Raw genomic sequence first — 15,497 nt, forward strand, 5'->3', positions numbered from 1 at the left:
ATGCCGCCTAGCTTGGCCGTCCGACCGAAAGGCGAGTTTTTTCCAAGTTAATTGCGCTTCTTCTGGGATCGGGATCGATCCCATTCTCCATTTAGAGATTGCTGCTGCGATGAGCTCCCGAAATCGAGGAGCGAGCCATGATCAAGCCATGGCATGATCTGCAGGCGCGGTTCACCACGTTCAGTGTCAAGGATCGCATCTCCGGCGGTGCAGCCGTCTTCGCGGTGCTCATCGCGCTGCTGATGTCGGGGGCTCTGTATTCGTTTCACGAGCAGCGCCAGCTGACGCAGCTGTTGGGAAATGCCAACAGCGCCAACCGGCAGATCGAGCGCGCCAATGCACTGATCTACGCCGTCGTGATGGAGTCGCGCGGCATCTACATGTCGCCCGAGCGCAACGTTTCACGTCGCTACGCCGAATCCCTGCTGCAGAAATGCGACGAGCTGGTCAAGGCGGTGGATGAGTGGCAGGAGCTGGTCCGCGCCGAGGATGCCGAGCTGTTCGCGCAGTTCAAGCGCCGGATCGATCAGTTCGTCGTCTTCCGCCGGGAGATGGCGCGGCGCACGCTGGCGATCGGATCCACGGCGGCCCGCGAGCTCGGCGACAACGATGAGAACCGGGCAGTCCGTACCGCGCTCAACGAGGATCTCGAGCGGCTGGGGCGCATCTATGAGGGCCGGTCCCGTACCATTGCGGCGAAGGCGGATCAGAGCCGATGGGTCTCGCTGACCCTGTTCGCCTTCGGTGCGCTGCTGATGGTCTGCACCGGCATCGCCGCCTATCTGCTGCATGACACGATCGTCAATCCCCTGTTGGAGATCGCGCAAGCCACCGGCCGGATCGCCGGCGGACGGATCAAGCTCGTCATCCCGCATGCCAAACGGGACGACGAGATCGGGCAGGTGGCCAGGGCGGTCGAAGCCTATCAGGACGCCGCTTCGCGTGTGAGCGAACTCGAGCTGCAGGGCCAGGAGGTCGAGCGCGAGCATGCGGAGTTCACCAAAGAGCGCGAGCAGCTCGAGGAGCGCGCGCTGACCGGCAAGTGGCGCCTGGAAGCCGCGCTGAAGAACATGGCGCAGGGCCTGATCATGCTCGACAAGACCGGGACGGTGCTGGTCGTCAACGAGCAATATCGCAACATCTACGGCGTGCCGGCGTCCATCGCGAAGCCGGGCGCGACGATGCGCGACATTCTCAGCCACCGGGTCAAGAGCGGCGTGTTCACCGGCGACGTCGAGCAGTATCTCGCCGACCTGATGGCGCGGATGAAGGCGCGCAGGCCCTGCATCACCGAGACCGAGCTGGCCGACGACCACGTCATCCGCATCTCGGAGCGGCCGATGGATGGCGGCGGCTGGGTTGCCACCCATGAGGACTTCACCGTGCATCGTCGCAACGAGCGCATGCTGATGCGCGCCGAATACTTCCTCGCCGTGCTGCTGGAGAACATTCCCCAGGCCGTGCTCGCCACGGATGCGCGCAGCTTGCGCTACGTGTTCGTCAATCGCGCCACCGAGCAGCTGCTGGGCGTGAGGCGCGCGGCCATCCTGGGCCGCACGGCGAGCGAAGTGTTTCCGGAGCCGACGGGCGCGCAGCTCGAGAGCCTCGATCGCGAGATGCTGGCCGAGGCGGCCGATCCGGCGCCGCAGGCCCGGAGCATCGCGACGCCGGGCAACGGCATGCGTCAGATCGTCATGCGCCGGCTGCCGGTGGTGATCGGCGGTGATGAGCCGAAATTCCTGCTGAGCATTATCGAGGATCGCACGCTCGATCAGCGCGCCGCAGCGTGAGGCGAATCCGGAATTCTGCCGCCTTGACGTCGCCTTGATCTGCATCAAGAACGGGCAGGCCGGGCGGACTAGCGTGCCCGGAACGGAGGCCTGCTCATGACCCGACGTCTGGGGATTTCCTTTGCCACCCGCATCACGGCCGCAGCGCTGCTGACGCTTGCGACCATCGCGCCGCTGCATCAGGCTGCCGCGCAGGACGTGCTGGGTGGTGCGCTCCTCGGCGGCGCGGGCGGAGCGATCCTGGGCGGCGCGATCGGCGGCGGTCGCGGTGCTGCGATCGGCGCCGTGATCGGTGCAGGAACGGGCGCTGCGATCGCGGCTGACGGCGAACGCCGGCGTGGCGGCTACTATGCCTATCGGAACGGCTGCTATCTGCAGCGCGGCGACGGCTCCTGGGTCCGCGCGCATCCGCGCTACTGCTACTGAGCCTGTCCTGATTTCGTTGCGTTGAGCGCCGGTTGCGCCGCAGCCGAGCGCACGATCGCACGCTCGAGGGCTGCGAAGACCCGCGGGTCGTCGCAATGCGCGACGTTGAAGCGCATCATCGCATCGGCCGACTGGTTGGCACTGAAGACGTTTCCCGGGGCCATCACGACCTGGTCGGCGAGGCCGCCCTCGGCCACTGCGATCGCATTGCATCCCTCCGGCAGCCTGCACCACAAATGATAGCCGCCGCGCGGCATCAGCCAGGGCGTGATGCCGAGCCGCTGCAGGCGCGCGGCGATGCGCGGCCGCGCCCGCGCCAGACGCGCGCGCAGCTCCTCGACGTGCTTGCGGTAGCTGCCGCCGGTCAGCACCTGGGCCAAGGTCTCTGCGGCGAATTGTCCGGGACCGCCGAAGCCGGTCGCGATCTGCAGATCGATCAGCGGCTCGATCCAATCGGCGCGGGCCGCGACATAGCCGCAGCGGATCGACGCCGACAGCGTCTTGGAGAAGCTGCCGATCAGGATCACGCGCGCGAGGCCGTCGAGGGCGGCGAGACGCGGCGACGGCTCCGGCTCGAAGTCGCCGTAGATGTCGTCCTCGATGATGATCACCTCATGTGCGGCGGCGGCGTTGAGCAGCCGATGCGCCGTCTGCAGCGACAAGGTCGCGCCGGTCGGATTGTGAAGGCCGGAATTGGTGATGTAGAGCCGAGGCCGCTCGGCCGCGAGCACCGCCTCGAACCGCGCGATGTCAGGGCCGCTCGAGGTCATGGGCACGCTGACGATCCGCGCCTGATGCGCACGCAGCAGCGCCAGGAAGTTGAAGTAGCAGGGATCGTCGACCAGCACCGTGTCGCCGGGCCGCAGCAGCATTCGGCAGATCAGGTCGATCGCCTGCGTGCCCGACGACGTCAGCAGGATCTGCTCGCTGAACGCGTCGATGCCGAGGCCGGCGAGACGGCCCTGCAGCACGCGCCGCAACGCCGCCGAGCCGCGGGCGCTGCCGTAGTCGGTCAGCAGGCCGCCGTCGCTGCGCGCCACCGCGCGGACCGCCCGACGCAGCGCATCCTGCGGCATCCAGTCGGGCGGCAGCCAGCCGCAGCCTGGTATCAGCGTTGCAGGATCGGCATCGAGCGACTGGCGCGACACCCAGAACGGATCGACCGCGCGCGGGCGGCGCGGCTCGCTCTCGGTCAGCGCCAGCGGCGGCAAGGCGACATCGGCGACATAGAACCCGGATCCGCGGCGGGCGCGGATGACGCCCTGGGCCGCCAGTCGGTCATAGGCCTCGACCACGGTCGCCGGAGCGACGCCCATCAACGCGGCGAAGGCGCGGATCGACGGCAGTCTTTGACCAGGCGCGAGCGCGCGGGTCGCGAGCCGCTGCCGGATGGCTTCGACCACCGCCGTCGTTCTGAGTCCGGCCGGGCGAGGCTCTGAGGTCGAAGGGCGCAAGTGTATCACCAAAAATATCAGTACAGTTTTGCTGGATTGTATTGCTCTGAGGCTGTCCCGGCAAGCCGGGCGGAGCTAAGCAGGGGCTCGACGGAGGGTCACATGAAGGGATCGATTGACGGCTGGGGCAGCGGCGCCATCGGCATGACCATTTTCAGCGGCTCGTTGCCGGCAACGCGCGCCGCGCTCGATGGCTTCACACCGTTCTTCTTGACCGGCGCGCGGGCCACGCTCGCGGCGCTGCTTGCGGCCCTGTGCCTCGCGTCGCTGCGCCAGCCGCTTCCGGGGCGGCGCGAGCTGCCGTCGCTCTTGATCGTCGCGCTCGGCGTCGTCGTCGGCTTTCCGCTGCTGACCGCGCTCGCGCTCCAGCACGTCACTTCGGCGCATGCGATCGTCTTCATCGGGCTGCTGCCGCTCTCGACCGCGTTGTTCGGCGTACTGCGCGGAGGCGAGCGGCCACGACCGCTGTTCTGGCTGTTCGCGGGTCTCGGCGCGGCGGCGGTGTCGGGCTTCGCTTTGGCGCAGGACGGCGCGGCCTCACCCATCGGCGATCTCGCGATGATCGCGGCCATTGTCGTCTGCGGACTTGGCTATGCCGAAGGCGCCGTGCTGACCCGGAGGCTGGGCGGCTGGCAGGTGATCTCATGGGCGCTGCTGCTGTCGTCGCCGGTGATGCTGACGCTGTCATTGCTGACATGGCCTGTATCAGCGCAGCCGATCACCGCGCCGGCCTGGCTGGGCCTCGCTTATGTCTCCGTGTTCAGCATGTTCATCGGCTTCGCCTTCTGGTACCGCGGCCTGTCGCGCGGCGGCACGGCGAGCGTCGGCCAGCTGCAGCTGCTGCAGCCGTTTCTCGGCCTTGCTTTTGCGAGCCTGCTGCTGCACGAGCCGGTGTCCGCCACCATGCTCGGTGCCGCGGCGATCGTCGTGGTCAGCGTCGGGATGGCGCGACGCTGGGCGTGAGGCGCTATCTGCGGCGATAGAGGCCGGTGAAGGTAACGCCGGCGCCGCCGCAATCATTGTTGTCCTCGACCAGCAGCAAGGCGCCGACGCGCTGCAGGCGCACGCGGCATTCGTCGCCGCCGTTCGGCCGCTCGAACGGGATGCTGCCATCCTCGACGAAGGCGATGACGCCGGCCTTCGGCTGCACGGTGGCGGCGATGGAGCCGTTGTTGAGATCGCGTCCCGCCGGCACGACCTGGTCACCCTCGATTCTGAGCCGGCCGCCGCCTGCCGTCTTGATCGTGAGCTGGCCGCCGGGATGCACCCAGCTGCCGGTCCAGTCCGAAAGCTCCGGCACAGCCATCGGCGCAACAGGCGCGAGCGCCGTTCGTGGCAGCCAGCCGCGGGTCCAGGTCTGGCTCTTCGCGCCCGGCGGCTGGTAGGTGACGCAGGTGAAGTCGCCCCGGGTCCTGCCGACCAGCACCCAATCGCCGCTGACGAGATAGCTCTTCTTCCGGCAGGCATCGGTCGGCGCGGGACAGCTGGCGGCCTTGAAGTCGTCGTCATAGGGACTCTTGACGAAATTCACGCGCGGCTGCCCGATGACCTTGGCAATCGTCAGCGGCCGCGCGTCGTCCCAGCCGATGCCGGTACAATTGGCCTCGTCATAGGCGTCGTAGGCGGCCGCTGCGGTGACCGCGAGAAGGTTCAGGGCAAGTCCGAGCCAAGCCGCTCGCATGAGTGATCTCCGTGCAGGCCTCACCCGATTGGGTGACGCCCCACGGTCGATCGGTTCAAGCGGATATGGTGCAACTCACCCGCCCGCGATCCTGGCGGCCTCCGCCGCGGCGCGCTGCATGCTGTTCGACATCTCCGTCGTCACGGTGCTCTGCTCTTCGACCGCGGCAGCCGTCGAGGTGACGTATTCGCTGACATTGTGGATCGCCTGCTTGATCTCGCCGAGCGCCATCACCACGCCGCCGGAAATGCTGTTGAGGCCTTCGATCTCCTGGCCGATCTTGTCGGTGGCATGCTTGGCCTGATTGGCCAGGCTCTTCACTTCCGAGGCGACCACGGCGAAGCCGCGGCCGGCCTCGCCGGCGCGGGCCGATTCGATCGTCGCGTTCAGCGCCAGCAGGTTGATCTGCCCGGTGATGTTGTCGATGAGATCGACGATGCCGCTCATCGCTTGCGTGGCGTTGGACAGGTTCTGCGCCTGCGTATCGGCGGCGCCGACGCGCTCGACCGCGCCCATCGCGGTCTCGCGGGATTTGGTCATGGCCTCGGAGATCTCGCGCACGGAGGCGTTGAGCTCCTCGGCGCCGGCGGCGACCGACTCCATCATGCCGCGAACGCGCTCATTGCCCATGCGCACCAGCACCTGGCGCGTCACGTCGGTGGCGTATTTGACCACCTTGAAGGGCTTGCCGTTCAGATCCATGATCGGATTGTAGGAGGCCTGGATGTAGACCTCCCGGCCGCCCTTTCCGATGCGCTTATATTCGGCCGCCTGGTATTCGCCGCGATTGAGCTTGGCCCAGAACTCGCGATAGCCGGCGCCGTCGCGCTCGGAGGCGTCGACGAACATGCTGTGGTGCTTGCCGCGAATCTCGTCCATCGAATAGCCCAGCGCCTTCAGGAAATTGTCGTTCGCGGTGATGATGGTGCCGTCCATGTTGAACTCGATCACCGCCTGAGCCTTGTCGATCGAGGCGATCTGTCCGGCGAGATCGGCGTTCCGCAGCTTCTGCTTGGTGACGTCGGTCGCGAATTTGACCACCGCGATCGGCTTGCCATGGTCGTCGAGGATCGGATTGTAGGAGGCGAGAATCCAGACCTCCTTGCCGTTCTTGCCGATGCGCTTGTATTCGGCCGCCTGGTACTCGCCGCGATTGAGGCGTGCCCAGAACTCGCGATAGGCGGCGCTGTCGCGCTCGGCCGGCTCGACAAATATGCTGTGGTGCTTGCCGCGAATCTCGTCCAGCGAATAACCCATCACCTTCAGGAAGTTCTCGTTGGCGGTGACGACGGTGCCGTCCATCTTGAACTCGATGACCGCCTGCGAGCGTTCCAGGGCGGCGATCTTGCCGGCCTCCTTGAGGCTCGTCACCTTCTTCGCGGTGATGTCGGTCGCGATCTTGACGACGATGTGCGGCTTGCCGTTGCGGTCCAGAACGGGGTTGTAGGACGCTTCGATCCAGACCTCCCGGCCGTCCTTGGCGATCCGCTTGAATTCGGCCGCCTGGAATTCGCCGCGGTTCAGCTTCGCCCAGAACTCGCGATAGCCGGCGGTGTCGCGCTCCTCGGCGGGGACGAACATCGAGTGATGCTTGCCTTGTATTTCCTCGAGCCGGTAGCCCAATGCGTCGAGGAAATTCTTGTTCGCTGTCCGAATGGTGCCGTCCATGTCGAACTCGATCATCGCTGCGGAGCGGCTGATCGCGGCGAGCTTGGCGTCCGCGCCTTCAGTGGTCTTGCGTGCAAACATCAGAGGTGGTGGTCCTCGAGCTGAGCCGTGGTGATGAAGCGGTTGATGCTGGAAGCAGAGTCGCGGTGAAGACGATGCGTGTACCCCGTAAAACACCGGTGTGGTCTGACGACGCAGGTCTCGACTTGACGGCCGATCCTGGTTTGCGTCGCATATCCGCTGCGGTCTTGTGTGAGTAGAAACCAAAGATCTTAAGAATCGAGCGGGTGCTCTTAATTTATGTTATTGATGGAGGATAAGGACCAAGGGATCTTAGGGAACTAATAAGTTGCGGAAGAATATTCCGCGCGCCAGAATCACTTACGGAAAAGAGAGCAATGGCGCTCCCTGAGCAGGCTCGCAGGTGCCTGTCGTGCCCTGCTGAAGGGCTGTGCGATGCCATCATCAAGCCGCGCGAGGGTGAGGCTGATGCTGCGGCCTTGGATCAGCGGTTCTTGACGATCACAGCCGGTCAGCAGATACCGAAATACGAACGAGCGAATGCGAGGGCGCTGATCCTGTGCAGCGGATGGGCGTTTCGCTATCGCATTCTTCCCGACGGCCGTCGCTCGATCGTCCGGCTCGTTCTTCCCCGCCAATTCGTTTCGGCCGATGCGGCGTTCTCGCCGTCGGCCGCGTCGCAGGCCGATACGCCGGCGAAAGCGCTGACGGACATCCAGCTCTGCAGCTACTCGGCACAGAATCTCCGCGACAAATGTCTGGCGACGCCACCATTGATGTCGCTGGTGCTCGACCTGCTGATCGAGGAAATCCGCGACGCCTACGATCTCGCCGCCGCGCTCGGCCGGCGTTCGGCGCACGGGCGAATCGCCTTCCTCGTCGTGGCCGCGATGAAGAAGCTGGCGCCCGAAGGGCTCGTCCACGGCCGCCGCTATCCGTTCCCGCTGCGCCAGCAGCACATCGCCGATGCCGTCGGACTCACCACTGTTCATGTCAGCCGCGTGCTGGCGCAGTTGCGCGACAGCGGCCTGATGACGGTGGCGGACGGCGCGGTCACGTTCCACGATCTGCCGGGCTGCGATCGGGCCGCAGCGCGCGGCTGAGGTGGAGGCTTGGCCGTGCGGCGAAGGCTGAGCACAGCCGCAGCGTCGGCTCACATCACCCCGATGCTCTTCAGGCTGGTATGCCCGTTCTTGCCGACGATGATGTGGTCATGGACGGTGATGCCGAGCGGCTTGGCGATGTCGACGATGGTCTTGGTCATGCGGATGTCGGCCTGCGACGGCGTCGGGTCGCCGGACGGATGGTTGTGCATGAGCATCGCGATGCAGCTATCTAACTGAAGAATAACGGATTTGGCAGGCCGACCATCAATCGGGGGACGGAGAGTGGGGACGGTAGTGCACGCCAAATCGTGATGATCACGCCTGATCAGGCCCAGTCACCGGTGATCGTCCTGGCGCACGGCAGGACACCATGTTTCTCTTGTCCCAAGCATCGAGTTCACCAATCGGATATAGGACCGCTTTCCCGATTTTGACGAAGGCGGGTCCGACGCGCATCGCTCGCCAGTTGCGGAGGGTCCCCACGCTCACTGCGCCACGGTAGCGATCTGAGACCTCCTCTGGCGTCAGATATTTTCGACCGTCCATTGCTGCCGCACTCCCGATCACGCGACCATGAATGCAGTAATTTACGGTCCTGATCGGTCTCGGAAACCCGATGTATCGCAGGTCGTGGAAGAGAAAGCGAATGGCGGCGTAAAGGCGTATCGTCCAAGTCAGCCCAGCAGCAATGTTCGATGTGTTCAAGAAGTGACATCTCGTTTGACGAGTGAAATCGTCGGCCGTGGGCCAGTTTGAGACATCGAGCCGCGAGCCTCGGGCGCCAAAAGTGGCCATGATAAACCACCGTTTTCGGACCTGATCTTCGCTAGCTACTCCCAGGTGCCTGGCAAGACGGGTAGCATAGCGGCATGCCCGATTTTGAAGGCAGCTATTCAGCTTTGCAGCGGCGTGATCCATCCCTGGATGGGATCGTGTTCGCAGCCGTCAAAACGACGGGAGTTTATTGCCGTCCGGTCTGCCGAGTTCGAACACCGCTGGCGCGCAATGTTTGCTTCTACCCAAGTGCCGCTGCAGCGGAACGCGCCGGTTACCGTCCCTGCTTACGCTGCCGCCCCGAAACGGCCCCCTTCTGTCCGGCCTGGAAGGGAACGCGCACTACCGTCGAGCGTGCGTTGGCTTTGATTCAGGCAGGAGCTCTCGATATCGGCGGTGTCGACGCGTTGGCTACGCGGCTCGGCATTGGGCCGCGACATCTTGCGAGGCTCTTTGCAGAACACCTTGATGCATCACCTCTGCAAGTGGCCCAATCGCTTCGCATCCAGCGAGCAAAGCGGCTGCTTAACAGCTCGGACCTCTCCATTGCGGCAATCGCTCAACACGCAGGGTTCAAGAGCCCCCGAAGGATGGCGGCAGCTTTTGTATCCCTCTATGGAAAGCCGCCTTCAGCCATGATGAGGCCCTTCCCAAAGGAGGCCCGGCCGACACCCGATCTTACTCTAATCAATGACTTGGAGGTCAGTGGATGCAGGAACGTGGTCCGATTAAAACCTACGGGACAGTCAGTGCCGACCGGCAAATGGAGATGACCGGCCTCGAATTTGTTCGGGGACTTGCCAGCGGAACACTGCCGCTCAATTCGATTGCTCAAACGTTGGGCTATGACGTGACAGAGGCGGAGAGTGGTCGCGTGCTGGTCACCGCTATCCCGACAGCCGCCGTTCTCAATCCGGCGGGCACCGTTCATGGCGGCTTCACGGCCACACTACTCGATAGCTGTATGGGTTTAGCTATCCAATCAAACTTGGAAAAGGGATTTTGCAGCACCACGCTCGAGTTCAAAGTTTCTCTGGTGAGGCCGATCACGCCAGAGACGGGGTTGATTCGAGCGGAGGGAACGGTTCTCAACTGCGGTCGCCGTATTGGCACGGCAGAGGGACGCGTCATCGATAACAAGGGGCGCCTGCTCGCACATGGCACAACGACGTGCCTTGTCTTTAAAGGCTAGCATCCAGGAAAGGCCAACTTTCCGCGGAGGCTGCTTGCGACCGCCGCTTGGGGGCACAAGCAGCCTGCCGGCGGTCTGACGGCTTACTTCCGGTTAAACCCCGAAAGCGGACATTCCCGGTCCCAACCCGGGAGGTCCGGCATGGGCCATAAGCGGTCACGCGATATTCTGCTTTGCCCTTACAAGCTCGCGAAGTCATCAAGGGCGGCAAGATACCGACTTCGTTCGTCCGCCGTGATGAAAGCGGCCTCAAAGCCGTTTCGAACGAGGCGCACGATTTCCGCCTTGCTCAACCCAAGGGCTTTTTGACACTCAATCAAATTCTCACTTACGTATCCTCCAAAGTAAGGAGGATCGTCCGAATTTACCGTTGCCAGCAAATTGGCTCTTAACATGGTGCGAAGCGGATGCGCGTCGAGTTGCGGCACCACCTTCAGCCTTACATTCGAAAGAGGGCAGACTGTGAGGGCAATCCGACGATCAGCGATCTCTTTGGTCAATGCCGGATCGGACAGGCAAGCGTTGCCATGATCGATCCGATCGACCTGCAGAACCTCAATAGCTTCCCGCACGTACGATGCGGGCCCTTCCTCGCCTGCATGGATCGTGGTGCGAAAACCTCTGTTACGACATTCACGGAAGAAGCTCTTGAATTTCGAGGGCGGATGACCGACCTCAGGGCCGCCCATCCCAATCCCCAGAATCTGGTCGGCCCAGGGCATGATTTGATCAAGAAGTTCCATCGCGTCGGCTTCGCTTCTGTGTCGGTGGGCACTCACCATTAGTCCTGCGCTTATATCGACGTCTCGTTCAGCATCGGCGATAGCTCCAAATATGCCTTTCATAATGGAAGCCATTGGGACACCGCGCTCGGTAAAGCTTTGAGGACCCAGAAACAGTTCGGCACGAACAACGCCGTCCCGGACCGCGCGTCTGAGATAGGCCGTCGTGACGTCGTAGAAGTCGCGCTCGGAAACCAAAACGCGGCAGCCTTCGAAATATAGATCGAGAAATGACTTCAGGTCCGAAAACTCATAGGCCGCGCGAAGTGCTTCGGGGCTATCCCACTTGAGGTCAATGCCATTACGCTCCGCCAGCGCGAACATCATCTCTGGCTCGATACTGCCTTCGATGTGCATATGCAATTCGGTCTTCGGGAGGCTGCGGATGAATGGCTCCAAGTCTGGCATCAAGGATCACCTGTCTTTTCGAGGCTGCTTCGCTCAGGCCGTACCATGAACCCAAACGAAAGCTCAATGATTCACCTGGAGTCAGCTACGGGTCAAAAGCGGCCTTCCCATGCTTCGACGACTTACTGCCGGTTGAACCCTGAAGGCGGACATTCCCGAAGGCCGCCAGGAAGTCCGAGAGGGGCCAAATTCGGACCCGCACGGCGGTTCCCTTCGCCTGCCGAAGCCGGTATCCTATTGTGAGTTCGCAGTGGGAAGATGAAGATCGGCGGCTCGACCGCTTTGTCACATGCCCAAGAATACAATCGGCTGGCTCGTTCGAACGGAAACGGCGGGGCGCCATCGATATTGGAAAGCCGGAGTGGCTGACGCGGCCCAGGCTGCTGAAATGGCTCGTGACGCAGCACGCGCCGATACGGCCAAAGCAGTCACAAGATTCCCATCGCACGTTTCGCCAGCGTTCGGGCTCAGACCAGGTGTTGTGACCGAGGTCGTGTGGGAGAGCCGACCGGTGGCGCAAACGTTCGCGCCATCCGAATGTGAGGATCAGGTCGGGGCCAAGAAAAGCGCGTTAGCAGAAATTACATTCGATATCGTTGTGCCAGAAGAGGGAGTGGGGTTCGTCGAAGGGTGCTATCGGACAAACGACGAAAATTGGCAGGTTTATTTTCTCACAAATCGGGGCGACGAAGCTTCGTCGATCAGCGTCCCGATCATTAAGAGCAAGGCTATCTTTCAAAGTGGTATTCGCGGCGTCAGCGGCGTGGTTCCGGCCGGCTGGATCCTCAACAAGGAAACCGTCAAGAAGCTTCTCGCTGAGGCGGTCGGGGTTGATGGTTGGATCGAGGTGTACGGGCCGGATTCCTTGATGCTGAAGTGATCGCATCATCAGATTATGCGCCCCAGGTCCTCGTTCGACAGGCTTCGCCACGGGATCGGTCTGCGATCATATCGCGTGAGAAGAACTCCGGGGCTAAAGTCGCAAGGCAGCTCAGCCTCCGCTTCGGGTCAATCGCGTCGCCTCGGATCGGGTTGGATCGCTTCTGGCCTCCAGCGGAAAGCCGACCTGCCGTTTTGCTTTGCATTTCTGATCAGTACAGTTCCACTCACAAGAAGCCATAAGCGCGTCGAAGTCAAAGAGCCGAGCCACGCGAAGCCCGGTCAGGGCTGGTGAGCCGGCTTCGCCCGTCGCGCTTCGGCGCGAGCTCTAACTGGGGCTATGGTAGTCCGGCAGCGGTCCTCCATGCGCTCATGGCTAGGTCTGCCCAATTTTGCGAACCAGTTCGCTAGGCTGCGACTAGTGCCATTCGGGACGTTGATCTCTTAGGCCTTTCTTCTTCTAGCAACACTCTGAATGTTAGAGCAGTGCCATACTGCGATAAGTGAGCACAACAACTTACGACCGCCGATTCTACGCCGCGGAGAGGCGCTTTTATCTTGCCGTCGAACCCGCTCTACGCTCGCTCCTCTCAAATTCCAATCTGAACTGCGCCCAGACACCGCGCGGCGGCTACACGAGTAGTAAGTCTCAGCCAGCATCTTTGCTGCTGCTCCGGTCTGACCATTGGCATCCGGCCGCAGGGTCTTGGCGATCTATTGACAGAATTCAGAGCGATCGAACTGCAACGGCGATGCTATTCGTCCGCAAATCCGAGATGGAATGTCGGACGGCCCGCTAGCATTAATCCAACACGGATCGGTCCAGCATCGAGGAAAACTGGTGTTAAAGCCGCACGCAAATCGCCGATACGGATGACCAGACTTCGTGTCGAGCGGCGGCAGTTCGGCAGCAACGGCGCGCATCGTGGCCGTTAAGGGGAGGGCTGCAGCGTGCGGCGTCGCGCAATTCGGCCGTTCCGCTCTGGCTTCGGACGTGCCACCTTTGCGGGACACCTGCGCACAGGGTGGGGCTCGCGAGGCTTGATCCGCTTTCGCCAAGCGGCGGGCAGAATCTCCGCCATCCGGCACCACTACGCCCAGGCCTCTCCGTATTCTCCCCACGGGGCGAGCGGGAGAGATGACCGATCCCGGTCTGGGCAGGCGGCTCCCCGTTCCGGCCACTGAGGTCAGCGTCATCGTTTTGAATCAGCGGCCTTCGCGCGCCTCCGATCTCGCGTGGCCGAGACGCAAGGAGCAGCATCTGATCATGACCGAGTCCGTTCCGCCCCATCCATTCGATGACATGGAGGCGCTGGCCTGGCTGCGCTCACAGCCCGAGGGACGAGTGACGGTCAGTGCCGCTGAGCTCGGACGCCAATGGGGCTGGAATAGGATGCGGACCAATCGTCGCCTGAAAGCCTGGGAGCGCGCGGGCCTGATCAGTCGTAACGCTGAAGCGATCAATGTAACGGGGACAGTGACGTCGGTCGTTACAGATGGTACTGCCGTCGTTACGGACGCCGCCGGCGTCACGGGGATGCCCGGAGCGGTGGGAGCTCACGGTTCCCCGACACGCGTCAAGCTCGCCGCTTTGATTGTGGCTCTGGCGCTCGCTTGTGTATCGGCTGCCTTTTCCATCGACGGCCTGACCGCGATCTTTGCCGGCGCCTTCTGGCCTGTCATCATCATGGGAGCCGTATTGGAGGCCGGAAAGCTCGTGGCGGCGGCCTGGCTGACTGAGCATTGGACGTCTGCGCCCTCCCTCCTGAGGTTCGTCCTCGTCCTAATGATTGGCGTGTTGATGGGCCTAAACGCCGTTGGTGTATTCGGCTTTCTCACCCGCGCTCACCTCGACCATATGGCATCCATAGATCTTACGCTTGCCGACAGAACCGCAGACGTCGAGGCCCGCCTCGGGATGCAGAGCCGAGTGGTCACCGACATTGACCGGCGTATTGGCCAGATCGACGCGGCCATCGACGAGGCGACACACCTTGGCCGGCCGGTCGGAGCGATGACGATTGCTGACCAGAGGCGTCGCGAACGTGCCGATATCGCGGCCGAACGCCAGCGTGAGTCCCAGGCTCTCGCCAATCTACAGATCGAGAAAGCCAAGATTGATGCGCAACGCAGGCGTGCCGAGGCTGAGGTCGGACCGATACGATATCTCGCCGAGTTGATTGGTATACCTGCCACGGACTTTGAGCGAGCGGTCCGGCTGCTCACGCTGGCGCTCGTCGCCGTCCTTGATCCGATGGCAGTAGCGCTCCTGCTCGCTGCCGGAGTTCACGCCAGACGTGCGGCTTCATTCTGACCGTTGCCGCTTCGACTCGGATCAAGCTCATCGCGCGATACGGGTCTTGACCGAATCGGTGAGCAGCAGACCTGCTTCCGCGCAAACCTGCGGCCGAAGGCCGAGAAACGAAGTAAGGTTTTCTCACACCCTATGCACCTCCGGTGCTGACGCTTCGCGGGCCACGCGTGGCCATCTCGTTGGAGCGAAGCCAGCAATTCCGCTGAAGGCGTGTTTACATAGGACATCCTGAGTGAAACGGCAGTCTGCCGAACGCTCGAAAAGTCAATGCATGTCAACGACTTGCCGTTGTTTGGGTGTATACGACAAAATTTCTCGTTTCGCTCTCGCGAGAAGGTGAGTTTGCTTCGGTTTAGCTGCTGCCAAAGCTATCGGCTCTCGCGATCTGACGTCGCATTTGCGGACCGCCTTCGAGAGCTGCAGATTGAAGTAGCTGAGGCGGCAATAGCCGGAATGGACTGACTGTCGACTCCCGTTATTCTCTTACATCGAATTTAGCGATTCGGAGGGCAACATGATCGATTGGGCACTAGCGCTTTCCAGTGCGTCTCAAGCTTTGAAGTTTGCCAATGATTTGCGCTCGATAGACAAAGAAGTTGGTCAAGCTGATCTGAAATTGAAGATCGCTGATCTCACTGCAGCGCTTGCTGATTTGAAATCTACACTGGTTGAGGCAAAGGAGGATGCTTCTGAAAAGGAAAAAGAGATTGCACGGTTAAAGAAGCTCCATCGTCGTCTTGAAGAAGATACGATTGAGCTATTCGGTTACAGGTATCGAAAGCGCACGGACGGCAAGGAAGGAGGCGCTGGAAATCCCTTCTGTAATGTGTGTCTCTCGAAAGAAGGTCTGCTGATCGAAACGACAGACACCCAAGACTCGGGCCGACCAGTACAATGCCCAAGCTGCAAGGCCAAATACAGCAACGTCCGCACCTACCTGGACTGAGATTTCTCGGGAGCCTCAGGTAGGCACGTCATTAAATGCGAACTAAAGTTGCTTGC

Annotated in this window: 14 protein-coding genes and 1 pseudogene; 9 read left to right on the top strand and 6 right to left on the bottom strand. The window is 62.3% G+C overall.

The annotated features are described in order from the left end of the window. The first annotated feature begins 137 nt into the window (after window positions 1-137). Both BRAD285_RS00795 and BRAD285_RS00800 read left to right on the top strand, forming a co-directional pair. A complete protein-coding gene (locus BRAD285_RS00795) occupies window positions 138-1,790 on the top strand; it encodes a PAS-domain containing protein (protein WP_006610885.1) in 1,653 nt (550 codons plus the stop codon). A 96-nt stretch (window positions 1,791-1,886) separates the two neighbouring features. Continuing rightward, the gene (locus BRAD285_RS00800) at window positions 1,887-2,216 is read left to right on the top strand and encodes a glycine zipper domain-containing protein (protein ID WP_006610886.1); all 330 of its coding nucleotides are present in this window, start codon (window positions 1,887-1,889) and stop codon (window positions 2,214-2,216) included. Here BRAD285_RS00800 and BRAD285_RS00805 read toward each other — a convergent pair. Continuing rightward, on the bottom strand, window positions 2,210-3,670 hold the full coding sequence (locus tag BRAD285_RS00805; protein WP_050886803.1) for a PLP-dependent aminotransferase family protein: 1,461 nt from the start codon (window positions 3,668-3,670) through the stop codon (window positions 2,210-2,212). The genes BRAD285_RS00800 and BRAD285_RS00805 overlap by 7 nt on opposite strands. A gap of 102 nt (window positions 3,671-3,772) precedes the next feature. Between BRAD285_RS00805 and BRAD285_RS00810 the strand changes: the two genes are divergently transcribed. Next, window positions 3,773-4,633 (top strand): DMT family transporter, encoded by an 861-nt coding sequence (locus BRAD285_RS00810; protein WP_006610888.1) that lies wholly within the window; start codon window positions 3,773-3,775, stop codon window positions 4,631-4,633. Between the two features lie 4 nt (window positions 4,634-4,637). Here the strand turns inward: BRAD285_RS00810 and BRAD285_RS00815 are convergent, their stop codons facing one another. Continuing rightward, window positions 4,638-5,351: a hypothetical protein gene (locus tag BRAD285_RS00815; RefSeq protein WP_035645569.1), complete on the bottom strand. Its 714-nt coding sequence runs from the start codon at window positions 5,349-5,351 to the stop codon at window positions 4,638-4,640. 75 nt (window positions 5,352-5,426) lie between these two features. Beyond that, entirely contained in the window at window positions 5,427-7,100 is a 1,674-nt protein-coding gene (locus BRAD285_RS00820) for a PAS domain-containing methyl-accepting chemotaxis protein (RefSeq protein ID WP_006610890.1), read from the bottom strand. Between the two features lie 434 nt (window positions 7,101-7,534). Here BRAD285_RS00820 and BRAD285_RS00825 point away from each other — a divergent pair, with 434 nt between their 5' ends. Next, entirely contained in the window at window positions 7,535-8,143 is a 609-nt protein-coding gene (locus tag BRAD285_RS00825) for a Crp/Fnr family transcriptional regulator (RefSeq protein ID WP_244422133.1), read from the top strand. Between the two features lie 50 nt (window positions 8,144-8,193). Here BRAD285_RS00825 and BRAD285_RS00830 read toward each other — a convergent pair. Then, window positions 8,194-8,358, bottom strand: a pseudogene (locus BRAD285_RS00830) (JAB domain-containing protein); the annotation flags it as partial. A gap of 103 nt (window positions 8,359-8,461) precedes the next feature. Then, window positions 8,462-8,692: a helix-turn-helix domain-containing protein gene (locus BRAD285_RS36030; RefSeq protein ID WP_006610893.1), complete on the bottom strand. Its 231-nt coding sequence runs from the start codon at window positions 8,690-8,692 to the stop codon at window positions 8,462-8,464. Window positions 8,693-9,015: 323 nt separating this feature from the next. Here BRAD285_RS36030 and BRAD285_RS00840 point away from each other — a divergent pair, with 323 nt between their 5' ends. Further along, window positions 9,016-9,693, top strand: a complete 678-nt coding sequence (locus tag BRAD285_RS00840; RefSeq protein ID WP_006610894.1) for a bifunctional transcriptional activator/DNA repair enzyme AdaA — start codon at window positions 9,016-9,018, stop codon at window positions 9,691-9,693. Next, window positions 9,630-10,112, top strand: coding sequence for a PaaI family thioesterase (locus BRAD285_RS00845; protein ID WP_006610895.1), 483 nt, complete (start codon window positions 9,630-9,632; stop codon window positions 10,110-10,112). Before BRAD285_RS00840 ends, BRAD285_RS00845 begins: the two co-directional genes overlap by 64 nt. Window positions 10,113-10,291: 179 nt before the next feature. On the opposite strand, the gene BRAD285_RS00850 is transcribed toward BRAD285_RS00845, so the two are convergent. Next, entirely contained in the window at window positions 10,292-11,302 is a 1,011-nt protein-coding gene (locus BRAD285_RS00850; protein ID WP_035645573.1) for an adenosine deaminase, read from the bottom strand. A 361-nt stretch (window positions 11,303-11,663) separates the two neighbouring features. Between BRAD285_RS00850 and BRAD285_RS00855 the strand changes: the two genes are divergently transcribed. The 3 genes from BRAD285_RS00855 (at window position 11,664) to BRAD285_RS35095 (ending at window position 15,441) form a co-directional block, all read left to right on the top strand. Then, window positions 11,664-12,182, top strand: coding sequence for a hypothetical protein (locus tag BRAD285_RS00855; protein ID WP_139020599.1), 519 nt, complete (start codon window positions 11,664-11,666; stop codon window positions 12,180-12,182). 1,137 nt (window positions 12,183-13,319) lie between these two features. Continuing rightward, on the top strand, window positions 13,320-14,495 hold the full coding sequence (locus tag BRAD285_RS00860; protein WP_006610899.1) for a hypothetical protein: 1,176 nt from the start codon (window positions 13,320-13,322) through the stop codon (window positions 14,493-14,495). A gap of 514 nt (window positions 14,496-15,009) precedes the next feature. Then, a complete protein-coding gene (locus BRAD285_RS35095; protein WP_006610900.1) occupies window positions 15,010-15,441 on the top strand; it encodes a hypothetical protein in 432 nt (143 codons plus the stop codon). The last annotated feature ends 56 nt before the right edge of the window (window positions 15,442-15,497 follow it).

Origin of the sequence: Bradyrhizobium sp. ORS 285 (genome assembly GCF_900176205.1) — a bacterium.
Lineage (GTDB): Bacteria > Pseudomonadota > Alphaproteobacteria > Rhizobiales > Xanthobacteraceae > Bradyrhizobium.